This is a genomic window from Nonomuraea sp. NPDC049607, from assembly GCF_040675375.1.
GTDB lineage: Bacteria > Actinomycetota > Actinomycetes > Streptosporangiales > Streptosporangiaceae > Nonomuraea.
In genome coordinates, this window is sequence record NZ_JBFAOV010000001.1 from 249,920 (window position 1) to 271,386 (window position 21,467).

A 21,467-nucleotide genomic window follows, 5' to 3' on the forward strand; every position below is an offset into this window, starting at 1 on the left:
TGCTGTCCCCCTATCGTCGAGGGTTAACAGTTTTTGTATTGCCATACGCTTGATCGCGGGAAGGGCGCGGTGTACCGTCAAGGCACAGCGAATGCCCTCTGAGGCGGCAGCTCGTACAACTGCGATCGCAGAAAAAGCCGTGCCCCGGGCGGCATGCGGAGCAGAGGCGGACCCGGGGCGTACGAGCTACAGCATACCCCGAGGTGCCGCTATGAGTCAGCCGTGCTCTGGAGGGTTTCGCCATGCGTACTGACGTGCCTGGGTGGATCGAGCGAACGATCTCCGAGCCACGCTTCACGCCGTACCTTGCCGCGTTCAGCGGAGACAGTTCGCCTGCTTGGAATCTGTACCAGTGGAACGTCGAAGTGTCCGAAGCGTTCTACCAGCCGTTGCATTGGTTGGAGATCAGCCTGCGAAACGCCGAGCATCGTGAACTGTGCGAGAGGTTCGGGCGAGCCGACTGGTGGCACGTGGCTCCGTTGCAGGAGCATGACGCCGACAAGGTGCTCAGGGTGGAGAACGAGTTGCACCGCAGGAACAACCGTCGCCCCGGCGCGGACAACGTGGTCGCCGAGTTGTCGTTCGGCTTCTGGGTGTCGCTGTTGGGACGTCGGTATGACCGCCACTTGTGGGTGCCCGCTCTCCACCGCGCCTTCCCGCACTACAAGGGGGCCAGGGAGCCGCTGCGTGACAACCTCCAGGCCATGCTGCTCCTGCGTAACCGGATCATGCATCACGAGCCCGTGCACCACCGGCATCTGGCTGCCGATCATGCCAAGATCTATCGCCTGCTCGGCCACGTCGAACCGAAGCTCGTCACATGGCTCCAAACCATCGACCGCCTGCCCGGCGTGCTGGCCCGCCGTCCGGAAGGCGCGCGGTGACGGCCGCACCCGACGGTTACGTGTCGCGGCCCGACATTGCTCGGCTCGCCCAGGTGAAGCGGCCGGCGGTGAGCAACTGGGAACGCCGTCACAAGGGGTTCCCCCAACCGGAGCGCATCGGCGGCGAGGACTACTTCCCTGTCGACTCGATCGCGTCCTGGCTCGACCACCGGCCGATCGCGGTCAATCGACTGCTGCCTGACGAACAGTTGGGAACCACCTTCGGCCAGCGCTTCCGGAGAAACCTTGCGGCGCCGAAGCCGGGTGGCACCGTGGATGCCCCACCCGCGCTGCCGGCCGCCGCTTCTCTGGTGACCCCCGAGGACGACTTGTGGAGGGACCTGGAGCGCTTGCGCGGCGTCCATGACGTGGGCTCTTACCGCAATCTGGTACTTGGCCTGATTTACGCGCGGGAACGCGACGGGGCCGGCTGGACAGATGCATCTGGTGACAGAGGACGCGAGTCGGCGTGGGCCACCGACGCCCTGCGAAAGCTGGCATGGGAGATGGACGGCATGCTGCCCGACATCAAGCGCGGGCACAGGATGCTCGCCGAAGTCGCCGGCATCGTTGACAGGGCGGTCCGTACGATGGGCGCCGCCGAGGCCTTTCGCGTCTTCATGGATCGCTTCGCACTATGGGAAGGCAAGCGTGGCGGCGAATTTCACACACCACGCTCTGTGGCGCGTGTCTTGGTCGACGTCACCGCAGCCGAGGCGCCGGCACAGGTCTATGACCCGAGCTGTGGATCCGGAGAGCTGCTTCTCGCGGCCGTCGAGCGCGCGCAGGAGACGGATCCCGAACAACAGTTGACGGTCCGTGGCGACACGCTCCAGCGGGACAGCCTGCCCCTGGCCCGGATGAACATGGAACTGCACGGCGTCGACGCCCGACTCGGCATCCAGACCCTGGAGGCGCTGTGCGACCCGCGGCCTCCTCATGAGCGCTTTTCCCACATCATCACGAACCCTCCCTTCAACGTCAGAAACTGGTGCGAAGACGATCCGGCGTACCGGCGGCCATGGCGCTATGGCCCCCCTCCACGCGGAAACGCGAATTTCGCCTGGTTGCAGTATGTGCTGGAACGCCTGTCGCCCGGCGGGAGAGCCGCGGTTCTCATGGTGCCCGGCACCGCCTTCTCCGAGAACCCGCGCGAGCGCGCGATTCGCAAGGCTCTCGTGAACGACGGCATGGTGGAAGCACTCATAGCCCTGCCTCCACGCCTCTTCCCCACAACGGGCATCGGCGCCACCGTCTGGGTGCTGGGCCGGGAGGAAAGGCCGCGACAGGAGGTTCTGTTCGTGGACGCGACGGCGATGGGGCGGCTCTCCCGCCGCTACCAACGTGAGCTGTCGAACGAGGATCACGAAGCGATCGCCGGCGTCCTCGCCGACTGGCGCGCGGAGAGGGCGCCGCGGCGCGAGGTGCCGCCCTCTTCGGCAGAGACCATCGAGGAGCTGGGGCGACAGAACTACAACCTCAATCCCAGCAGGTACGTCAGACCAAAGCTTCCAAGCCGTTCGGAGCACGGAGGGCAGGACGTCGAGACACTGCTCCGAGAACTGGACCAGTTGCATGTGGCAGCGGCGAAGGCGGACGCCGAAGCCGACCAGGCGTTGAAGAGACTCACATGGTGAGCGCGTTGATCGGTGAGTTGCCCGCCGGCTGGACCGAGACCAATCTCGCCGAGATCTGCGAACTCACGGCCGGTGCCGCGCTGCAGGAGAGCCCTGACGGGCGCACTACCGTGATCAAACCCAAGAATCTCGTCGGCGGCCGCATCACTGGAACCTTCGATCACGTGAGCGACGAGGAAAGCGGAAGGCTGGCCCGCTACCAGCTCAAGCCCGGAGACATTGCCTGTGTGCGAACCGGCGCGATCGGCCGACACGCGTCGGCGACCTCGGAGCATGAGGGCTGGGTGTTCGGCACCGGCATCATCAGGATCCGTCCCAGTGGCGACGTGGACGCGCGCTACCTCGACTCCTACCTGAGCCATCCGGCTGTTCTGGACTGGTTGGAGCGCAACGCGGTACGCAGCCCCATTCCCAATGTCAGCACCGGCGTCCTCGGCACCCTGCCTGTCGCGCTCGCCCCCTTCGAGGTCCAGAGGTCGATCGGCCGCACCCTCCACGTCCTGAACGAGAAGGTGGCGGCCCACGAACGGATCGCCAGGACCACCGCAGCTCTTCGGGACGCGACGATTCCGCTGTTGTTCTCCGGAACGGTCACGATCGCGGCCGAAGAGGAAAGTCCTCTCAGGTGAGGACGGCGGCGGTCATCGGGGTGTGCAGGGTCCAGCCGAGGGTTTCGTAAAGGGCCTGGCCCGCGGCGGTGGCGACCAGGACGCCGGTGCGGGCGCCACGGGACACGGCGGCGGCGGCGACCGCGTTCATGACGACCGTGCCGAGGCCGCGGCGCCGGTGCTCGGCGGCCGTCTCCACCTGGTCGACCACGGCGGCGCGGCCCGCGACGGCGAACTGGCCGCGCGCCGCCACCTCGCCCGCCGCCGTGACCAGCCGGGCCACGGTCACCCCGGCCCTGGTGGTGATGGCCAGGGTGTAGCCCGCGGGGGCCTTCGGGGTGATGCGGGGCAGGGAAGCGGTGGTCATCATGTACTCCTGCTCCTGCACGGACCACTCCGGGGGCAGCGAGGGAGTGACCGACTCGGCCGGGGCGCAGAGCTTGAGCCAGGTGCCGGGGACGGTGAGCGTGCCGGTCAGGTGGGCCAGGATCTCCGGGGTCGGGGTGGCGACGATGTGCCGCGCCACGTGGCCGGGGAGGCCGACGTCCACTCTGAGGCCCCATGGTTCGGGGACGGGCCGCGGTGCGCTGCGGGAGATCGCCCAGCCGTCCACCCATGCCCGGACTGTTGCGGAATGGGCGTGTTTGAGAACCTCCGTCATGGGTTCCAGCTTATTGCAAGGTAGTTGCATTTATCGTGTAATAAGCGGCCGGAGGGTCCGCTTGGCGGCCTTCAGCCTTCGACCAGGGCGTAGCAGGATAAAAAGGACACGGCGTGGCACTGCCTCAGCGGGGCTCGCGCCGGGTAGTGTCCCCGGTGTGCGCGTTGAGATTCATGGTCACCGGGGAGCGCGGGGCCTGTGGCCGGAGAACACCCTGCCAGGGCTGAGCCGCACGATGGAGCTCGGCGTCCATGCGCTTGAGCTCGACGTCGCCCTCACCGCCGATCGCCGCCTCGTGCTCACGCACGACCTCACCGTGTCGGCCGTCACCAGTGCCGACCGCCGGCCGCTGCGGCAGGGCGATCCGCTCTTCCCGTACGTGGGCAAGCCGATCAACGCGCTCAGCCTCGCCCAGCTGCGTACGCTCGACGTGGGCGTACGCCTGCCGCGCCACCTCGACGACCCGTTCGCGCTCACCCAGGTCGCCATGCCGGAGACCAGGATGCCCACGCTCGGCGCGGTGCTCGGGCTGGTCAACGCCTACGAGGCCGAGCACGTACGGCTGCACGTCGAGCTGAAGTCCGACCCCACCAGGCCGGAGCTGACGGCCGACCCCGAGATGTTCACCGAGCTGGTGATCGAGGAGCTCGACCGGCACGGCAGGCTGGGCAACGCCGCCGTCCTCAGCTTCGACTGGCGCGTCATCGGGCACGCGGCCCGGCTCGCCCCGGCGACCAGGCGGTTCGCGCTGATCGAGCTCGACACGCTCCACTGGCACGAGGGCGGGCTGGGCGACGACGTCCCCGCCGCCGCCCGCGAGGCCGGCGCCACCACGCTCTCGCCCGAGCACGTGATGGTCGACGAGAAGCTGATGGCCCAGGCGGCCGCGGCGGACCTCGACGTGGCGGTCTGGACGGTCAACGACCAGGCCCTGGCCGGGCGGATGATCGACCTCGGCGTGGCCGGGATCGTGACCGACTATCCCGACCGCATGCGGGAGGTGTGGCGCGAGCGTGGCCTTGAGCTGCCGGAGGGGGTTCGGCCGCTCAAGCCCGTGAGCGTCTGAGCGCGGCTCGGAGCCGGCCGTCACGGCGGAAGCCGCTCGGAGTCGACCGTCGCGGCGGAAGCCGCTTCAGAGCCAGCCGTTGCGGCGGAAGCCGCGGTGCAGCAGCACGCAGGCGGTGATCATGACGGCCAGCACCGCCGGATAGCCCCAGACCTGCTTGGTCTCGGGCATGAAGTCGAAGTTCATGCCGTAGATGCCGGCGATCATCGTCGGCACGGCCAGGATGGCGACCCACGAAGAGATCTTGCGCATGTCCTCGTTGGCCAGGGCGTTCGAGCGGGCCAGCGCGGCCTGAAGGATCGAGCTGCACAGTTCGTTGGAGGCCTCGACCTGCTCGCAGACGCGTGACAGGTGGTCGCCGACGTCGCGGAAGTACTCGCGCATCTCCGAGGGGATGACGCGGCGCTGCGGCAGCGCCGACAGCGGCGACTGCAACGGGGTGACGGCCCGCTTCATCTCCAGCATCTCCCGCTTGAGCTGGTAGATCCGGTTGATGTCGCGGGAGCTGACGTCGGCGAAGACGGTCGCCTCGACCTCTTCGAGCTCCAGCTGCATCAGGTCGGCCACCTGGAGGTACTGGTCGACGACGTGGTCGGCGATGGCGTGCAGCACGCCGGCCGGGCCGCGGTTCATCAGCTTGGGCTTGTCCTCAAGGCGCTCGCGGACCAGGGTGAGCGGGCAGTGCTCGCCGTGGCGCACGGTCACCACGAAGTCGACCCCGAGGAACACCATGATCTCGCCGGTCGCGATGATCTCACTGTTGGCGGTCAGCTCGTCGTGGTCGAGGTAGGCGACCGTCTTCAGCACCATGAACAGCGACTCGCCGTAGCGCTCGACCTTGGGACGCTGGTGGGCCTTGACCGCGTCCTCGACGGCCAGGGGGTGCAGGCCGAAGACCTCCGACAGCCACTCCACCTCGGGCGCCTCGGGCTCGTGCAGGCCGACCCAGACGAACGCGTTCGCGCCGTCGGCCTTGTTGTTGTGCTCGCGTACGAGTTCGAGGGACTCGACGATGCCCGGGGCACAGACCTTCTTGCCCTGGATGTAGGCGCCGAATTCGACGATGGAGTCGACAGGGGGCACGCAGACCTCACGCGCCGGCTTGGCCGACGGACGTGCGACGTGCGGCTGAACAGGGTGACGGTTGATGCGACGGAAAAGCGTGGACGAGCGCATGGCAGTCCCTTTCCGCCCGACCTGGCACGCTCCACGCGCGATGAAAAGTCACCTCAATCGACACAAATGCGTGGAGGCACGATCAGGCTGCCGGATTGGAGTGGTCGGGGGTAACTGGGGCGTACGTGGGAGAGCACGTACTGCTGGGATCACCAGGATTCATCCCGGACCACCTCCAATCACAAGAGACGCCGCAAAGCCGCCTTAACCTACCACAGGCGGGTGAACCCAAACGACGATACTCGCCGGAGGGCTCTGGGATCAGGTAGAACCACACAAAGATGCGGACTTGTTCCGGCATCAGCGGTGCCCGCGAAGTCCCCGGGACGTGCCCGAGACCCGCGCCGGGCGGGGCGGCGGGGCCTGCGACAATGGGGCACGTGCGCGTTCTAGTCATTGGTTCCGGAGGGCGTGAGCACGCCCTGTGCCGTTCGCTCAAACTCGATCCCCAGGTCAGCGAGCTCCACTGTGCTCCCGGTAACGCGGGCATCGAAGGCGTCGCGACCGTTCATCCCGTCGATCCCGTCGATCCCGCGCAGGTGGCCGGGCTGGCCGCGCGGCTGGGGGCCGACCTCGTCGTGGTCGGGCCGGAGGCGCCGCTCGTCGCGGGCGTGGCCGACGCCGTGCGCGAGGCCGGCATCGCCTGCTTCGGGCCGACCCGCGAAGCGGCCATGCTCGAAGGCTCCAAGGCGTTCGCCAAGGAGATCATGAAGGCCGCCGACGTGCCGACCGCCCGGGCGCGCACATGCGAGACCGAGGCCGAGGCCGCCGCGGCGCTCGACGAGTTCGGCGCGCCCTACGTCGTCAAGGACGACGGTCTGGCGGCGGGCAAGGGCGTGGTCGTCACGCGCGACCGCGACCAGGCGCTGGAGCACGCGCGGGCCTGCGAGCGGGTGGTGATCGAGGAGTTCCTCGACGGGCCCGAGGTGTCGCTGTTCGCGCTCTGCGACGGCAGCACGGCGGTGCCGCTCCAGCTCGCCCAGGACTTCAAGCGGGCCTACGACGGCGACGAGGGGCCCAACACCGGCGGCATGGGCGCGTACACGCCGCTTCCCTGGGCTCCGGAAGGGCTCACCGAGCAGGTCATGCGCGAGGTCGTGCATCCGACGATCGCCGAGCTGGGGCGGCGCGGGCTGCCGTACCAGGGGGTGCTCTACGTGGGGCTGGCCCTGACCTCGAAGGGGCCGAAGGTGGTCGAGTTCAACGCCCGCTTCGGCGACCCCGAGACGCAGGTGCTGCTCGACCGGCTGGAGACGCCGCTCGGCGGGCTGCTGATGGCGTGCGCGACCGGCGAGCTCGGCCTCGACCCGGTGTTCAAGGACGGCTCGGCGGTGACCGTGGTGATCGCGGCGGAGAACTACCCCGACGCGCCGGTGAAGGGCGACGTGATCACCGGCCTGGCCGAGACCGAGCACGCGTACGTGATCCACGCCGGCACCACGCGCGGCCCCGGCGGCGAGGTCGTCTCCAACGGCGGCCGCGTGCTGACCGTCGTCGGCAGCGGCCCCGACCAGGAGAGCGCCCGCCGCAACGCCTACGACCTCGTTGATCGCGTCGAGCTGCGCGGCTCGCACCACAGGACGGACATCGCCCGATGAAGCACCTGCACTCCGGCAAGGTACGCGACCTCTACGAGACCGACGAGGGCCTGCTGCTGATGGTCGCCTCCGACCGGATCTCGGCCTTCGACTACGTGCTGGAGCCGGACATCCCCGACAAGGGCGCCATCCTCACGCAGATGTCGCTGTGGTGGTTCGACCAGCTCAAGGACGTCGTGCCCAACCACATCGTGTCCAGGGGCGAGGAGGCGCGCAGCGTGGTGTGCAAGCCGCTGCGCATGGTCCAGGTGGAGTGCGTGGCCCGGGGCTACCTGACCGGCGGCGGCCTGTCGGAGTACCGCGCGACCGGCACGGTGTCCGGGGTGCCGCTGCCGGCCGGGCTGGAGGACGGTTCCCGGCTGCCGGAGCCGATCTTCACCCCCTCGTCCAAGGCCCCGCAGGGGGAGCACGACGAGCCGATCTCCTTCGAGCAGGTGGTCGCCGAGGTCGGCGCGGAGACCGCCGAGGAGCTGCGGCGCATCACCATCGACGTCTACACGCGCGGCGCGGAGATCGCCCGTGAGCGCGGCATCATCCTGGCCGACACCAAGATCGAGCTGGGCTGGGACGCCGACGGCGTGCTGACGCTGGGCGACGAGGTGCTGACGCCGGACTCGTCGCGGTTCTGGCCGGCCGACGAGTGGAAGCCGGGCCGGGCGCAACCTTCTTTCGATAAGCAATATGTACGTGATTGGCTGCTCTCGCCCGAATCTGGATGGGACAAATCCTCCGGAAACCCCCCGCCTCGACTTCCCGACCATGTTGTCGAGCGCACGAGGCAGCGATACCTGGAAGCGTATGAGCGCATCACGGGGGCTTCCTTTAGCGGATGATTCGGCTGGGCCACCTGGTGTTAGCGACTACTGTTGGCCCGATCGAGCCTCACCGTTGATTTCAAGGAGCCGCACGAATGGTCCGTTACCGCGTGCGCGGTGGCAACGCACTGCGTGGAACCGCGTTCATCCAGGGCGCGAAGAACGCCGTGCTTCCCATGATCGGCGCGGCTCTGCTGGCCGCCAAGGGCCGTACGGTGCTGCGGAACGTGCCGATCATCGAGGACGTCCGGCGTGCCATCGAGCTGGCCGAGGCGATCGGCGCGTACGTGGAGCTGCACGAGTCCGAGCGCACGCTGGTCATCGACGCCTCCAGGCTGAGCAGCCCGGTGCTGCCCGCCGAGATCGCGCGCCGGTTCCGCGGCTCCGTGCTGTTCACCCCGGCGCTGCTCCACCGGCTGGGCGAGGCGATCGTCGAGGGCGTCGGCGGCTGCAACCTCGGCAGCCGCAACCTCGACTTCCACTACCTGGGCTACAAGCGGCTCGGCGCGGTCGTCGACGAGGGCGAGACCGTCATCCACGTCAAGGCCAGCGGCCTGACCGGCGCGACGCTCTACCTCGACACCCCCTCCCACACCGGCACCGAGAACCTGATCATGGCCGCCGCCCTGGCCAAGGGCACTACGGTGATCGAGAACGCGGCCCTTGAGCCCGAAGTGCTCGACGTCATCGACATGCTCACCAAGATGGGCGCGCGCATCAGCGGCGGCGGCACCGGGTTCATCACCGTCGAGGGCGTGGAGGAGCTGCACGCCGTCGAGCACACCGTGATGCCCGACCGGCTCGACGCGGGCGTGTTCGCGATGGCCGCGGCGATCACCGGCGGCGAGCTGAGCCTCGTGGGCACTGGCCTCGACCTGGGCGTCGTCCGCTACAAGCTGGAGCAGATGGGCGTCGACTTCGCCCGGCAGGGCGCGGTGCTGCATGTGCGGTGCGACCGCCCGCTGCGGCCCATCAACATCATCACCGACACCTACCCGGGGTTCGCGACCGACCTGCAGTCGCCGATGATGACCGTGGCCGCCCTGGCCGACGGCACCAGCTACATCCACGAGCGCATCTTCGACGGCCGCTTCGCCCTGGCCGGCGAGCTCAACAAGATGGGCGCCGACGTCGAGGTCGACGGCAGCCGGGCCGTCGTACGCGGCCGCACGCCGCTCGCCGGCGCGCAAGTCACGGCGCACGATCTGCGCTCCGGTATCGCGCTCGTGCTCGCCGGTCTGGCGGCCGAAGGAGAGACCGTCATCGAGTCGGGATACCTCATCGATCGCGGCCACGCACATCTCGCGTCGCGAATGCGCGCGCTCGGCGCGGACATTACACGAGAGATTTCTGAGCGCTAAAAAAGATGAGAAAAACCGCGTTGAGCTGCTGAGACTTCTTGTCGGGCGGTCAACCAGAACGACTTTCCGGAAAAGTCGGGCGTGACATTACGGCCCCCGCGAGCGATCGTTCCAAAAGAGAGCACTGCAACGGACGGCAGGATGGGACGAACATTGGTCGAGAGGGCCGAAGAAACTCCCCGAGTGTCACGCCCGGGCGCCATGACACCGGACCTCACCATCGGCGTGGTCGGACCCCACGACCTGGTCGAGCGAGTCATGCTGATGGGTCACGCCGCGGCACCGCTGCCGTGTCGCCTGGTCGCGGCCGCGTACCGCGACGAACAGGAGGCGCCCGACAAGGTGACGCGGCTCGGTCCCGGTGTCGACGCATGTCTGTTCGCCAGCCCGGTCCCTTATGACCTGGCCAGGCGATCAGGCGTGCTGACGATGCCCGCGACCTACGTGCAACTTGGTGGAGCGGCATTGGTGGCGGCGCTGGCCAAGGCGGCGCTGGACACCCGGATGGACCCGCAACGGGTCAGCGTGGACGTGGTCAGCAGGGCGGACGTCGAGGAGGCGTACACCGACCTCGGCATACCGGCCACGGACGTGCACAGCCGCGACGAGCCCGGCGCCACGGGCACGATCGCGGCCTACCACGAACGGCTGGCCCGCCAGGGCGCCACCTCGGGAGCACTGACGTGCCTGCCCGCGGTGGCCGAACGCCTGCATGCCGCGGGCGTACCGGTCATCAGGATCAGGCCGACCTCGGCGGCGGTCCGGACGGCGCTGCACACCGCGGCGCTGCTCGGGGCGCATCACCGGCTGGAGGAGTCACAGCTCACCGTGGTGCTGGTGGAGGTGCCGACGCTGCGCGAGCCCGTGCGGCGCGCGGCGCCACGCTACTGGCGCGACGAGCTGCGGCTGTCGCTGCACCGGTTGCTGGTCCAGGAGGCGAACCGGATCAACGCGACCGTCTGGCCGATCGACGATCACAGTTACCTGGTCACCGCGACCAGGGGCTCGATCGCCGCGGCCACCGACGGGTTCAGGGTGTTGCCCTTCGCGGCCAGGATCCGGGACGAACTGGGGCTGGCGGTCGAGGTGGGCGTCGGGATGGGGCGTACGACACACGACGCGGAGTCGCACGCGCGGGCCGCGCTGGCCCGCACCCAGGCGGGCAAGCAGGCCCAGGGCTTCGCGGTGGACCGCGAGGGCCGGGCCCTCATCCCGGCCCCTCGGATGCCACCCACTGGGTCGAACGCGCTCAAACCGAAGGGCGTGGAGGTACTGGCCAGGCTGGCGGCCAAGCTCGAAGGCGGCGACACGGTGGTCGACGCCGAGGGCGCGGGCAAGATGCTCGGGGTGACGCCACGCACGGCTCGGCGGTTGCTGCGCACGCTGGTTGACGAGGGACTCGCGTGGCCGCTACCGCCGAACCGCACCCCGCAGCCGGGGCGTCCGCGTCAGCTCTACCGGCTCATCGTGGAGAAGCTCGGACCGCGGTGACCGTACGGGGCCCGTCGCCCCCTTTCCGGGGCGACGGGTGCCGAATTCTTGACCTCGGGAGTCAAAGGTACAGACAATCCTGTTGACTCTTGGGGACTTATTGGTTGACCCGAGTAGATCCGGGTATGTTCACAACGCCCCCGATCGACGGGATTCGGACGGGGGCGCCAAACTTTCCCCTCCCCTTCACACGGAATACGTCTGCAAGGGGCTGTGGGCCACCTGACGGGGCTGATCAGCCGACCGACATGTCTGGATATAGCCGGTCGTTTCGGCTGGACTGGGGGCGCTTTCAGCAGGCGCACGCGATCCCGGACACCGGCGCCGTCAGCGCGTCGATCGGCCGCCGCGTGACGCCGGACGCGGTCTCGACCGGAAAACCCTCTCTGGCCCAGTACTCGAAGCCGCCGAGCATCTCCTTGACCGCGTACCCGAGCCTGGCGAACTCCAGGGCGGCCCGTGTGGCGCCGTTGCAGCCGGGGCCCCAGCAGTAGGTGACGACGGTGACGTCCTCGGGGATCAGCGCGGCGGCCCCCATGGCGATCTCCGCCGTGGGCAGGTGCACCGCCCCCTGGACGTGTCCCTGGTGCCAGCTCTCCCGGCTGCGGGAGTCGACGACCACCACGCCCGGCGTGCCGGCGGCCAGGTCGGCGGCCACGTCCGAGACGTCGGTCTCGAAGGACAGGCGGGCGGCGAAGTGGGCAAGGGCGGCGGCGTTGGGGGCGGCCGGGGTGGAGGTGACGGCTGACATCTACGACATATCCCTTCATTGCTGGACAGTCGCGATCGTCTCAGCCGGCCCGCCCTCCTCAACAGTGGCGCGAAAGCCGCCTATCGCTAATATCCCGCCAGGGTCCGAAGTCTGATACTCGCCGGTGTTATGTCCGAGTGGCCCGGTAAGGTCATGACCCATGAGTGCGAACACCACTGACAGCCGGGCTACCCTCCTGGTCTGGAGCGCCCTGGCGATCGTGTACGTGGTGTGGGGCTCGACCTACCTCGGCATCAGGATCGCCATCGAGACCATGCCCCCGATGCTGAGCGGCGCGCTGCGGTTCGTGACGGCCGCGCTGCTGCTGGGCGGCTTCCTGATGATCAGGAAGGGCCTTGAGCCGTTCCGGGTGTCGTGGCGGCAGTTCTGCGGGGCGGGGCTCGTCGGCCTGCTCCTGCTGACGAGCGGCAACGGCATGGTCGCCGTGGCCGAGCAGCACATCTCCAGCGGCCTGGCCGCGCTGCTCGTGGCCTCCGTGCCGCTCTGGCTGGTCGTGTTCCGGATCATGGTCAGGGACCGGCCGGCCGTGCTGACGCTGGCGGGCGTGCTCGTCGGGTTCGGCGGCGTCGCCGCGCTGTCGGTGACCGGCGGCCAGTCGGTCGACACCACCGGGATCGTGGTGATCCTGGTCGCCTCGTTCTCGTGGTCGATCGGCTCGTTCCTGTCGGCGCGCATCCCCATGCCCGCCAACCCCTTCGCGGCCAGCACGATCGAGATGCTGGTCGGCGGGGCCGGCCTGGCCGTGACCGGCACCGCGCTCGGCGAACGGCTCGACCTGACGGCGATCTCCGGACGCTCCTGGATGGCGCTGGCCTACCTGGTGCTGGTCGGGTCGCTGGTCGGCTTCACCGCCTACACCTGGCTGCTGGGGAACGCGCCGATCTCGCTGGTGTCCACATACGCGTACGTCAACCCGGTCGTCGCCGTGCTCCTCGGCGTGCTGATCGTGAACGAGCACGTCACCCCGCAGATCATCGCCGGGGGCGCGGTGATCCTGGTCGGCGTCGCCCTGGTGGTCTCCACCGAGCGACGCGCCAGGACCAGGGCCGCGGCCCTCGCCCAAGAGGTCAGCGCCTAACCGCGGAACTCCTTGGCCGCGGCGAGGAAGGCGTCGTTGGCCTCGGGGTCGCCGATGGAGACCCGGGCCCCCTCCCCCGCGAACGGCCGCACGGCCACGCCCTCCACCGCGCAGGCGGCGGCGAAGTCGAGGGTGCGCTCGCCGAGCCGCAGCCAGACGAAGTTCGCCTCGGTCGGCGGCACCGTCCAGCCCTGCTCGATCAGCGACTCGCGGACGCGGCTGCGCTCCTTGACCACCCGCTCGACCCGCTCCAGCAGCTCGTCCTCGGCCTTGAGGGAGGCGACGGCGGCGATCTGCGCGAGGTGGTTGACGGCGAACGGGATGATCGTCTTGCGGACGGCCGCCGCCACCGGCTCGGGCCCGATCAGGTAGCCGACCCGCAGGCCCGCCAGCCCGTACGCCTTGGAGAACGTGCGCAGGACGCAGACGTTCGGGCGGTCGCGGTAGAGCGTCAGGCCGTCGGGGACGTCCTCGTCGCGGACGTACTCGCGGTAGGCCTCGTCCAGCACCACGAGCACGTTCTCCGGCACGCGGTCGAGGAAGGACAGCAGCGCGTCGCGGCGGATCGCGGTGCCGGTGGGGTTGTTGGGGTTGCACACGAAGACCATGCGGGTACGGTCGTTGATCGCCTCCGCCATGGCGTCCAGGTCGTGGTCCTCGCCCGCGAGCGGCACCTGGACGGACGTCACCCCGGACAGGTCCGCCAGCAGCGGGTACGCCTCGAACGACCGCCACGCGTAGACGACCTCGACGCCGGGCTCGCCGACCGACTCGAACAACTGCTGGGCGACGGTGACCGAGCCCGCGCCGAGCGCGATGTGCTCGAACGGCACGTCGTACCGCTCGGCGATGGCCTCGGTCAGCTTGACCGCGCCGGGGTCGGGATAGCGGTTGATCTGACGGGCGCCCTCGGCGACTGCCTCCACCACGGAAGGCAGCGGGTCGTAGGGGGATTCGTTCGAGGACAGCTTGTACGACCGGCCGTCGGCGGAGACCACGGCCTTGCCCGGCTTGTAGGGGGGCATGGTGTCCAGGATGTGGCGGAAACGAGGCATACAACTACCTTAGGCCAGGCGCTTCATCAGCACCGGGACGGGAGCGGGTGGCGGCGTTCCCAGCGGGTCTCGCCGTCGTGGACGAGGTCGGTGGCGTGCAGACCGGCGCGGGCGGCGACGGCGGCGGAGGCTGCGTGGTCGGGGTGGACGTGGGCGACGACCGTGCCGATGCCCTGGGCGTCGCACCAGGCGACCAGGGCGCGGGCGGCCTCGGCGGCCAGGCCTCGGCCCTGCCACGGCACCCCGATCACCCAGGCGATCTCGGCCGTCCCTTCGTCGACGGTCGCCTGCACGTAGCCGGTCAGGCGGCCGTCGGCGCGCAGGCGCAGCACCCAGTTGTGCCAGCCGGACGGGCCCGCGACCAGGCGTTCGTAGCGGGCGCGCAACTCCTGCTCAGTGGCGGGGACGCCGCCGATGAACTCGTGCAGGCGCTGGTCGGCGAGCACGGCCGCCATCTCCGCGGCATGCTCCACCCGCAGGGGCACGAGGGCCAGGCGAGGGGTCTCGATGACGTCCGCGGCGCGATCCGGGTGGGAGGTCATTCCTGCAGCATAGGGGGGTGGAGGAGTTCGGCCGGGCCGCGGCGGTAGAGCTTGGCGGGGCGGCCGCCGTCTCTGGTGGTGGTGGCGCCCGTCTCCACCAGGAAGCCCTCGGCCTTGGTGACCTTCCGGTGGAAGTTACGGGGATCGAGGGGGCGGCCCCAGACGATCTCGTACACCCGGCGCAGGTCCGCGACGGTGAACTCCGGCGGGCAGAAGGCCGCGCCCAGGGACGTGTACTCCAGCTTGGCCCGGGCCCGCTCGACCCCGTCGAGCATGATGCGGCGGTGGTCGAAGGCCATGACGTTCAGCGCCTCGACCGGCTGCCAGCTCATGTGCGCCTTCTCCGAGGCCGGCAGGTCGGGGGCCAGGCCCAGGTAGGCGACGCTCAGGACGCGCTGACGCGGGTCGCGGTCGGGGTATCCGTACGTCTGGAGCTGCTCCAGGTGCACCGGGGCGCCCGGGAGGCCGGCGCGCTCGGCGAGGACGCGGTGGGCGGCGGCCGGCAGGTCCTCGTCGAGCTGGATGAAGCCGCCGGGCAGCGACCATCGGCGCAGGAACGGCGGGTTGTCGCGCCGCCACACCAGAGCGCTGAGAGCATGGTTGCGTACGGTGAGCACGACCAGGTCGACGCTGACCGGGATGCTCGGGACCATGGACGGCACGTTACACGGAGTCCCGTCTGCCCTATGCGGATATGCGTACGTGGAGCGGCGTCGTGGCCTGCTTACCCGACGCCCCCTTGATCCCTATCTTGACCCATTCCCCGGGCGGCACCTGGGTCCAGTCGAACGGCACCCAGGCCGTCGCCATCCGGGCCGGGTGCTCGTCCAGCGGGTCCTTGTCCAGCCAGCCGACGGCCGAGACCACCAGCTCCTTGGTGCCGCCGGACCATTCGAGCAGGACCGTGCTGCCGTCGAGGTTGTAGCCGCGCACCTCGACGCCGTCCTGGGGGTCGCGGGGCCGCCTGATGGCGTCCACGGCGATCGGGCGCTGCCAGTCGGAGGCGATCTCGTCCTGGAGCGAGGGGTCGCCGCAGGTCATGAAGTCGCTCCACATGTAGGAGACGATCTTCTGGACGTACCGGCCGGCCATCGTGACGGCCTGGTCGAGGCGCTTCTTGTCGGTCTGGCCGCGGGTGCCCTGCGGGGCGCACGGCTGCTTGCCGGACGGCTCGAACGCCTCCACGTTCGCCCACAGCTCCACCTCGTGACCGGCCTGGAGCATCTCGTCGCGCGCCTTGGCCATCTCCCGGTAGTAGTCGCGGGTCGAGCCGTGGTACGCGGTGCCGTACGCGGCCTCGCCCACCACCGGACGCAGCCGGTCGTCCACCTCGGTGTCGCGCTCGTCCGGCCAGAACAGGCCGACCTTGCCCGTCCCGCGGCTGTCCTGCGGGGCGATGATGCCGACACCGGTCCTTGCCAGCGCCTTGAACGCCTCGGCCACCTGCGCCGGCGTCTGGCCGAAGCCGACCCGCTTGCGGGCGTCGAGGTACGGGCTGATCAGGATCGGTTTGCCCAGCTCCTGCTCCACGATCCGGTGCTGGTCGGCGTACACCTCAAGGGTGGGATTGGTGGCCAGCGTGGCGCCCATCTGCACCTCGAACGGCTGGTAGACGCCGCCCAGCGCCTGCCGGTCGGCGAAGCGCACGCCGTAGTCCTGGAGGATGCGCCGGGTCAGCGTGGTGAGGGTGCCGATGTGCCGCTTGTTCGCCCTGGTCGGCGTCGCGGGGTCGCGCGGGGCGAGCGGCAGCGCGGGGAACACCCGCATGCCGAACTGGTCGGCCAGATCGAGCAGCTCCTTCAGGCTGTCCTTGGCCGAGCCGGCCACCAGGATCATGTCGTAGGAGGTGGCCTTCTTGCTGAAGTCGCAGGTGGAGTCGTCGGAGCCGTCGGGCGGGGTGACCATGCGGTAGTAGATCCGGTCGCCGACCTTGACCCGGTGTTCCATCTTGGGGCAGCGGAACAGGTCGTCGCCGAACGCCTCGTCGGTGCGGTAGACGTACGTGCGCCCGACCCGGTTGCCGGGGTTGGCCTTCCTCAGGTCCTGCTCAAGCGCGTCGCGGCAGCTCAGGCCGTCTTCCTCGCACGCCTTGTACAGCGGGTCGAGCGAGCCGTCCTTCGCCAGCACCTCGCCGGTGTCGGAGACGCCGCGGAACTGCAGGCCGTACCCGATCCTGATGATCGTGTCGCCGCCGGCGCGGTGGATCTCCTGGAGCTGGTGACGCCAGGTGCAGGGGTTCGACTTCGGCGTGATCCAGTAGCCGGTGACGGCGTAGAAGTTCTTGGTGGTGGTGTCGAACGTTCCACAGGGGTCGGTGAACTCCTTGACCTTCGGCGGCGGCGGCTTCGACACCGTCCTGGACGGCTTCGGCGTGCTCGACGAGGACGCGACCGGCCGCTCGGACGACGACGGGAAAAGGATGATCACCACCGCGACCACCGCCAGGACGGCTGCGCCCACGAGCAGGAAGAGCCATCGCACGTTCAGGAACCTACCGCTCTCGTGATCTGCCGGAGATAAACCGCTATCGCGTGATACCGGCCCATGCCTCAAGCTGGGACACGAACCGCTTGGCAGAGTTCGGCCAGTGGTGGTTCGCGCGGGCCGCCGCGTAACCGCGAGCGCCCTGCGCCCGCCGCTCACGCACGTCGTCCCGCAGCGTCAGCACCGCCTGGGCGACGGCCTTGGGGTCCTCCCAGGGCACCACGACCCCGCTGTCGTACCGCTCCACCAGCTCGACCGCGCGCGGCGACGGCGTCGTGATGACCGGGATGCCGTGCGCCATGTACTCAATGATCTTGGTGGGCATCGAGTGCCGGTAGTTGGGCTCGTCGTGCAACAACGACAGCCCGGCCAGCGCACCGTCGAGCCGCTTGAGCGCCTCGTCGTTGGGCATGAAGTCGCGCCACTCCAGCAGGCCGTCGGCGACGGCCTGGTTGAGCATGGGACGGCTCTGCGGATCGGCGTACCCGATCAGCTCCACCGCCACCCGGTACGGCTGGAGCAGCTTGGCCACCTCGACGGCCTCGAACACGCCGCGCGCCCGCGACAACCATCCGAGGTAGACCACCCGGTCGTCGCCCGGAGGCGTCACCGAGTCCGGCACCCACGTCTCGTTCGGCACGATCAGATGGGCGTGCTTGAACCGGCCCGCGTAGGCGGTCTCGGCCAGCAGCAGGTTCATGTGCCGCTCGGCCGTGCCCTCCAGCATGCGGGCGAAGAAGCGCACCGGCGGGCGCAGGAACGAGGGCAGCCACGGCTTGAGCGAGAGCGTCGCCGGGGTGTCCTCGTGCACGTCCCACACCACGGGCGGCCGGTTGCGCACGCCCCAGACCGCGAACAGCAGCTCGGGGTCGTGGATCAGGACCAGGTCGACCTTGTTCCGCATGCGCTTGAACAGCCGCCGGGCAGCCCAGACGGCCGCCATGCGTTTGCGCTGGGCGGCCCTGGGCAGATCGACCCCGTTGACCCATGGACGCGGTACGACCCCGTGCGCCGTGAAAGAGGCGGCATACGTGACCTCATGACCGGCATCCACGAGGGCACGGATCTGCCGATGCAGAATTCTCGCGTCCTCGGGGTTATGCACCACCGTCATGACGAGCACGTGCACTGCGCGCAGCCCTCCGTCGCTACAGCCGCTCGACGCGTTCACCCTCGGTGAGCACACCGCGGGTGTCCAGCACGAGCTTGGCCTTAGCCTCGACCATGGCCAGATCGAACGCGGCGTGCTGCTGCAACAGCAGCGACACGTCGGCGTTGACCACGGCCTCGGTCAGGTTCTCTTCCCGTGGCACCGGAGTACCGTCGACCGACCACTCCTTGACGTACGGATCGGCGAACGAGAGCTCGGCCCCCAGCTCCAGCAGCGCACGCGCCACAGGCAGAGCCGGAGTTTCCCGTTCGTCGGCGATATCCGGTTTGTACGTGACGCCGAGCATAACCACTCGGGCGCCGTTCACGGGCTTCTTATGTCTGTTCAGCAGTCGCTGGACGCGGGCCACCACGTAGGACGGCATGCGCTCGTTGATCTCCTGGGCCAGCTCCACGAACCTGAACGGGTACCCGAGCTTGCGCACGGTGTACGACAGGTACGAGGGGTCCACGGGGATGCAGTGACCGCCGACGCCCGGCCCCGGCAGGAACTTCTGGAAGCCGAACGGCTTGGTGGCCGCGGCCTCGATCGACTCCCACAGGTTGATGCCGAGCTCGTCGCAGAAGATCGCCATCTCGTTGACGAGGGCGATGTTGACGTGCCGGTAGGTGTTCTCCAGCAGCTTGGCCATCTCGGCCTCGCGGGTGCCGCTGACCGGCACCACCTGCTCGATGAACTGCTTGTAGAACGCCGTCGCCCGGTCGCGGCAGACCGGCGTGTAGCCGCCCACGACCTTCGGGGTGTTCTTGAGCCCGAACTTCGGGTTGCCCGGGTCGATGCGCTCGGGCGAGAAGGCCAGGTGGAAGTCCACGCCGGCGGCCAGGCCCGACTGCTCCAGCAGCGGGCGGGCCACCTCGTCGGTGGTGCCGGGCCAGGTGGTCGACTCAAGGACGACGAGCGTGCCCTTGCTGAGGTTGCGGGCGACGGTCTGGGTCGCGCCCTCGACCGCGGACAGGTCGGGACGGTGGTCCTCGTCCAGCGGGGTGGGAACGCAGATGACGATCGTGTTGCTTCTGGCCAGCACGGACTCGTCCAGCGTCGCGCTGAATCCGTTCGCCAGCATGTGATCGAGGTCAGCGTCGGTCAGGTCATCGATGTAGGACTGCCCGGCGTTGAGCGCGTCGACCTTCCGGGGGTCCACGTCCACGCCGACGACCCGGAGCCCGGCGGCGACCGCTTCCTTCGCGAGCGGCATGCCGACGTAGCCCAGGCCGATGACAGCCAAGTCGATTTCTGTCACAGCAGTGCCTTCGAGAGCCGGAAACAACACTTCATGGTCGCAAAGGTTATCTCAAGTCCACCTAGCTCACGCCTAATGCGACCGAACCCGTCACAACGTACAGGCAACGTGGAGGTCATCTTTCGGCAAGCGATCGGTATAGAGCTTGATAAGTCTCGGCAACGCGACTCCACGTCCGCTTCGCCGCGACTTCGGCCCGTCCGGCCTCGCCCATCTCCGAGCGCCTGGCCGGGTCCTCGCGGAGGCCGGCGATCGCCTTGGCCAGCTCGGCCGGGTCGCCCGCCGGGACCAGCAGGCCGGCCCCGTCGGAGCCGACCAGCTCCGACAGCGCGGGCAGGTCGCTGAGCACCACCGGCTTGCCGAGCGCCATCGCCTCGACGGGCTTCAGGGGCGTGACGAGCCGGCAGACCCGCAGGTCCTCGCGCGGGCAGGCGAAGATGTCGATGGCGTCCTGGGCCTGCAGCGCCTCGTCGGGGCCGACCCGTCCGGGCAGGACGGCGTCGCGCAGCCCGAGCTCCTCGACCAGGGCGAGCAGGTTCTCCCGCTCGGCGCCGTCGCCCACGATGAGCACCCGCACCGGCGTGCGCTCGTCGCGCAGCAGCGCGGCGGCGCGCAGCAGGGTCGCGAAGCCCTCGTAGGCCACGATGCTGGACACCGAGCCGACCACGATCTCGCCGGGGGCGATGCCGTACGCGTCGCGGAAGGACGCGCCGTCGTAGTGGGCCGACAGCAGGGTGTCGTCGACGGCGTTGGGCGCCAGGTGGATGCGCTCCCTGGGCACGCCCCGCTCGACGATCTCCGTGGCCATCGTCTCGGCCAGCGTGACGACCGCGTCGGCCTCGCGCATGAGGAACGCCTCGCGCTCGCGCTGGAGCACGTGCCGCTGGCTGCCGACCCGGATCGGGTCGCGCGAGGCCCACGTCTCCTCCAGGAAGCCGCGTACCTCGTAGACGAAGGGGGTGCCGGTCCGGTCGCGGACGGCGTGGGCGACCGAGCCGTTGCGGTGGTCGGTGGCGGCGTGCAGGACCTGCGGCCGCAGCTGCTCGACCAGGCGGGTGACGCCCTCGGCGCCCTTGACCATGCGGCCGCGCATCTCGAACGGCACCTCGCCGTGCCCGTCGGGCAGCAGGCGGTAGTACGGGATGCCGTCGATCTCCTCGTGCGGGGGCGCGTCGGCGTGGCCCTGGAGCATCGGCCAGCCCCAGCTCGTCACCACGTGCGGGTCGAGCCCGGCCGCCTTCTGGGAGGAGACGATCCGGTGGGTGCGCACGGTGTAACCGGCCTGCGTGTACGGCAGCGCGTTGGTGACCAGGTGCAGCACGCGACCCGCGACGCGCTCACCGATGGCGATCTTCGGCGCGGGCGGGATCGGGTCGGGGCTGATGGCGGCCAGCTCACCGCGGTAGTAGGCGGCCCTGCGCTTGACGAAGGGGTACTTCGTGTGCGCGTCGAGCACGTCGGCGGCCTCGGAGACCCGGCCGGCGTCCCAGTGGGCCTTGGCCTCGTTCCACGGCGCCTTGATCATGCGCATGCCGAGCTTGCGGACCATGCGCCGGGCGCCACGGGCGGCGGGCCAGGCCACGCTGCCGACGATCGGGCGGAGCTTGGGCGGGAGCGCGTCGGCGGCTGCCTGCGCCACGCGGACGGGGTCGGACTTGACCTTCGTCACGACGACGCGGGAAACGATGACGGGGTGCTGGACGAAGCCTTTGAGAAGTCCCCCGACGCCGGCCCGGGCGGACTTCGCGGAAACCTTGGAGGAGTCTTGACGACTGGCGTCGGATGCCACGCTGGGACCGTACCATAGGCAGCGTTTTTTCCCTTCCGC

General features: G+C 69.4%; 19 protein-coding genes. 9 read left to right on the forward strand and 10 right to left on the reverse strand.

Annotated elements, in window-relative coordinates; translation table 11 throughout:
- Nucleotides 1–242 precede the first annotated feature (242 nt).
- The 3 genes from AB0J97_RS01240 to AB0J97_RS01250 are packed head-to-tail and all read left to right on the forward strand — an operon-like array spanning nucleotide 243 to nucleotide 3,150.
- Nucleotides 243–884, forward strand: a complete 642-nt coding sequence (locus AB0J97_RS01240; RefSeq protein WP_364083013.1) for a hypothetical protein — start codon at nucleotides 243–245, stop codon at nucleotides 882–884.
- A complete protein-coding gene (locus AB0J97_RS01245) occupies nucleotides 881–2,521 on the forward strand; it encodes an N-6 DNA methylase (protein WP_364083016.1) in 1,641 nt (546 codons plus the stop codon). The genes AB0J97_RS01240 and AB0J97_RS01245 overlap by 4 nt, the downstream gene beginning before the upstream one ends.
- A complete protein-coding gene (locus tag AB0J97_RS01250) occupies nucleotides 2,515–3,150 on the forward strand; it encodes a restriction endonuclease subunit S (protein ID WP_357692811.1) in 636 nt (211 codons plus the stop codon). Before AB0J97_RS01245 ends, AB0J97_RS01250 begins: the two co-directional genes overlap by 7 nt.
- On the opposite strand, the gene AB0J97_RS01255 is transcribed toward AB0J97_RS01250, so the two are convergent.
- Nucleotides 3,143–3,679 carry a GNAT family N-acetyltransferase gene (locus AB0J97_RS01255; RefSeq protein WP_364083020.1) on the reverse strand — a complete coding sequence of 179 codons (537 nt, stop codon included), beginning with the start codon at nucleotides 3,677–3,679 and terminating at the stop codon, nucleotides 3,143–3,145. The genes AB0J97_RS01250 and AB0J97_RS01255 overlap by 8 nt on opposite strands.
- Before the next feature lie 268 nt (nucleotides 3,680–3,947).
- Here AB0J97_RS01255 and AB0J97_RS01260 point away from each other — a divergent pair, with 268 nt between their 5' ends.
- On the forward strand, nucleotides 3,948–4,856 hold the full coding sequence (locus AB0J97_RS01260; RefSeq protein WP_364083023.1) for a glycerophosphodiester phosphodiesterase family protein: 909 nt from the start codon (nucleotides 3,948–3,950) through the stop codon (nucleotides 4,854–4,856).
- 66 nt (nucleotides 4,857–4,922) lie between these two features.
- Here the strand turns inward: AB0J97_RS01260 and corA are convergent, their stop codons facing one another.
- A complete protein-coding gene (gene corA / locus AB0J97_RS01265; protein ID WP_357692817.1) occupies nucleotides 4,923–5,939 on the reverse strand; it encodes a magnesium/cobalt transporter CorA in 1,017 nt (338 codons plus the stop codon).
- A 473-nt stretch (nucleotides 5,940–6,412) separates the two neighbouring features.
- Here corA and purD point away from each other — a divergent pair, with 473 nt between their 5' ends.
- The 4 genes from purD (at nucleotide 6,413) to AB0J97_RS01285 (ending at nucleotide 11,297) form a co-directional block, all read left to right on the forward strand.
- Entirely contained in the window at nucleotides 6,413–7,630 is a 1,218-nt protein-coding gene (purD, locus tag AB0J97_RS01270; RefSeq protein WP_364083027.1) for a phosphoribosylamine--glycine ligase, read from the forward strand.
- Nucleotides 7,627–8,463 carry a phosphoribosylaminoimidazolesuccinocarboxamide synthase gene (locus AB0J97_RS01275; RefSeq protein WP_364083030.1) on the forward strand — a complete coding sequence of 279 codons (837 nt, stop codon included), beginning with the start codon at nucleotides 7,627–7,629 and terminating at the stop codon, nucleotides 8,461–8,463. Before purD ends, AB0J97_RS01275 begins: the two co-directional genes overlap by 4 nt.
- 77 nt (nucleotides 8,464–8,540) lie before the next feature.
- Nucleotides 8,541–9,806: a UDP-N-acetylglucosamine 1-carboxyvinyltransferase gene (gene murA, locus AB0J97_RS01280; protein WP_364083033.1), complete on the forward strand. Its 1,266-nt coding sequence runs from the start codon at nucleotides 8,541–8,543 to the stop codon at nucleotides 9,804–9,806.
- 201 nt (nucleotides 9,807–10,007) lie between these two features.
- Nucleotides 10,008–11,297 carry a GTP cyclohydrolase IIa gene (locus tag AB0J97_RS01285; protein ID WP_357692825.1) on the forward strand — a complete coding sequence of 430 codons (1,290 nt, stop codon included), beginning with the start codon at nucleotides 10,008–10,010 and terminating at the stop codon, nucleotides 11,295–11,297.
- A gap of 292 nt (nucleotides 11,298–11,589) precedes the next feature.
- Here AB0J97_RS01285 and AB0J97_RS01290 read toward each other — a convergent pair whose 3' ends face one another.
- The gene (locus AB0J97_RS01290) at nucleotides 11,590–12,048 is read right to left on the reverse strand and encodes a rhodanese-like domain-containing protein (RefSeq protein WP_364083036.1); all 459 of its coding nucleotides are present in this window, start codon (nucleotides 12,046–12,048) and stop codon (nucleotides 11,590–11,592) included.
- Between the two features lie 160 nt (nucleotides 12,049–12,208).
- Here AB0J97_RS01290 and AB0J97_RS01295 point away from each other — a divergent pair, with 160 nt between their 5' ends.
- On the forward strand, nucleotides 12,209–13,147 hold the full coding sequence (locus tag AB0J97_RS01295; protein WP_357692829.1) for an EamA family transporter: 939 nt from the start codon (nucleotides 12,209–12,211) through the stop codon (nucleotides 13,145–13,147).
- Here AB0J97_RS01295 and hisC read toward each other — a convergent pair.
- The 7 genes from hisC to AB0J97_RS01330 form a co-directional block, all read right to left on the reverse strand.
- On the reverse strand, nucleotides 13,144–14,202 hold the full coding sequence (gene hisC, locus AB0J97_RS01300) for a histidinol-phosphate transaminase (RefSeq protein WP_364083039.1): 1,059 nt from the start codon (nucleotides 14,200–14,202) through the stop codon (nucleotides 13,144–13,146). The two genes, AB0J97_RS01295 and hisC, sit on opposite strands and share 4 nt — an antisense overlap.
- 26 nt (nucleotides 14,203–14,228) lie before the next feature.
- On the reverse strand, nucleotides 14,229–14,744 hold the full coding sequence (locus AB0J97_RS01305; protein WP_364083042.1) for a GNAT family N-acetyltransferase: 516 nt from the start codon (nucleotides 14,742–14,744) through the stop codon (nucleotides 14,229–14,231).
- Nucleotides 14,741–15,397, reverse strand: coding sequence for an NUDIX domain-containing protein (locus tag AB0J97_RS01310; protein ID WP_357692835.1), 657 nt, complete (start codon nucleotides 15,395–15,397; stop codon nucleotides 14,741–14,743). The genes AB0J97_RS01305 and AB0J97_RS01310 overlap by 4 nt, the downstream gene beginning before the upstream one ends.
- 31 nt (nucleotides 15,398–15,428) lie before the next feature.
- Nucleotides 15,429–17,225: a DUF4434 domain-containing protein gene (locus AB0J97_RS01315; RefSeq protein ID WP_364083046.1), complete on the reverse strand. Its 1,797-nt coding sequence runs from the start codon at nucleotides 17,223–17,225 to the stop codon at nucleotides 15,429–15,431.
- A gap of 43 nt (nucleotides 17,226–17,268) precedes the next feature.
- Nucleotides 17,269–18,357: a glycosyltransferase gene (locus AB0J97_RS01320; protein ID WP_357692839.1), complete on the reverse strand. Its 1,089-nt coding sequence runs from the start codon at nucleotides 18,355–18,357 to the stop codon at nucleotides 17,269–17,271.
- Between the two features lie 19 nt (nucleotides 18,358–18,376).
- Nucleotides 18,377–19,639 carry a nucleotide sugar dehydrogenase gene (locus AB0J97_RS01325; RefSeq protein ID WP_357692841.1) on the reverse strand — a complete coding sequence of 421 codons (1,263 nt, stop codon included), beginning with the start codon at nucleotides 19,637–19,639 and terminating at the stop codon, nucleotides 18,377–18,379.
- A gap of 115 nt (nucleotides 19,640–19,754) precedes the next feature.
- A complete protein-coding gene (locus AB0J97_RS01330; RefSeq protein WP_357692843.1) occupies nucleotides 19,755–21,308 on the reverse strand; it encodes a glycosyltransferase family 4 protein in 1,554 nt (517 codons plus the stop codon).
- Nucleotides 21,309–21,467 lie beyond the last annotated feature (159 nt).

What these genes read in the sequence shown, in the direction of transcription:
- AB0J97_RS01240 (WP_364083013.1), top strand. Translation starts at nt 243, where the DNA reads ATGCGTACTGACGTGCCTGGGTGGATCGAGCGAACGATCTCCGAGCCA.
- AB0J97_RS01275 (WP_364083030.1), top strand. Translation starts at nt 7,627, where the DNA reads ATGAAGCACCTGCACTCCGGCAAGGTACGCGACCTCTACGAGACCGAC.
- hisC (WP_364083039.1), bottom strand. Translation starts at nt 14,202, where the DNA reads ATGCCTCGTTTCCGCCACATCCTGGACACCATGCCCCCCTACAAGCCG.
- murA (WP_364083033.1), top strand. Translation starts at nt 8,541, where the DNA reads ATGGTCCGTTACCGCGTGCGCGGTGGCAACGCACTGCGTGGAACCGCG.
- AB0J97_RS01310 (WP_357692835.1), bottom strand. Translation starts at nt 15,397, where the DNA reads ATGGTCCCGAGCATCCCGGTCAGCGTCGACCTGGTCGTGCTCACCGTA.
- AB0J97_RS01250 (WP_357692811.1), top strand. Translation starts at nt 2,515, where the DNA reads ATGGTGAGCGCGTTGATCGGTGAGTTGCCCGCCGGCTGGACCGAGACC.
- AB0J97_RS01305 (WP_364083042.1), bottom strand. Translation starts at nt 14,744, where the DNA reads ATGACCTCCCACCCGGATCGCGCCGCGGACGTCATCGAGACCCCTCGC.
- AB0J97_RS01285 (WP_357692825.1), top strand. Translation starts at nt 10,008, where the DNA reads ATGACACCGGACCTCACCATCGGCGTGGTCGGACCCCACGACCTGGTC.
- AB0J97_RS01295 (WP_357692829.1), top strand. Translation starts at nt 12,209, where the DNA reads ATGAGTGCGAACACCACTGACAGCCGGGCTACCCTCCTGGTCTGGAGC.
- AB0J97_RS01290 (WP_364083036.1), bottom strand. Translation starts at nt 12,048, where the DNA reads ATGTCAGCCGTCACCTCCACCCCGGCCGCCCCCAACGCCGCCGCCCTT.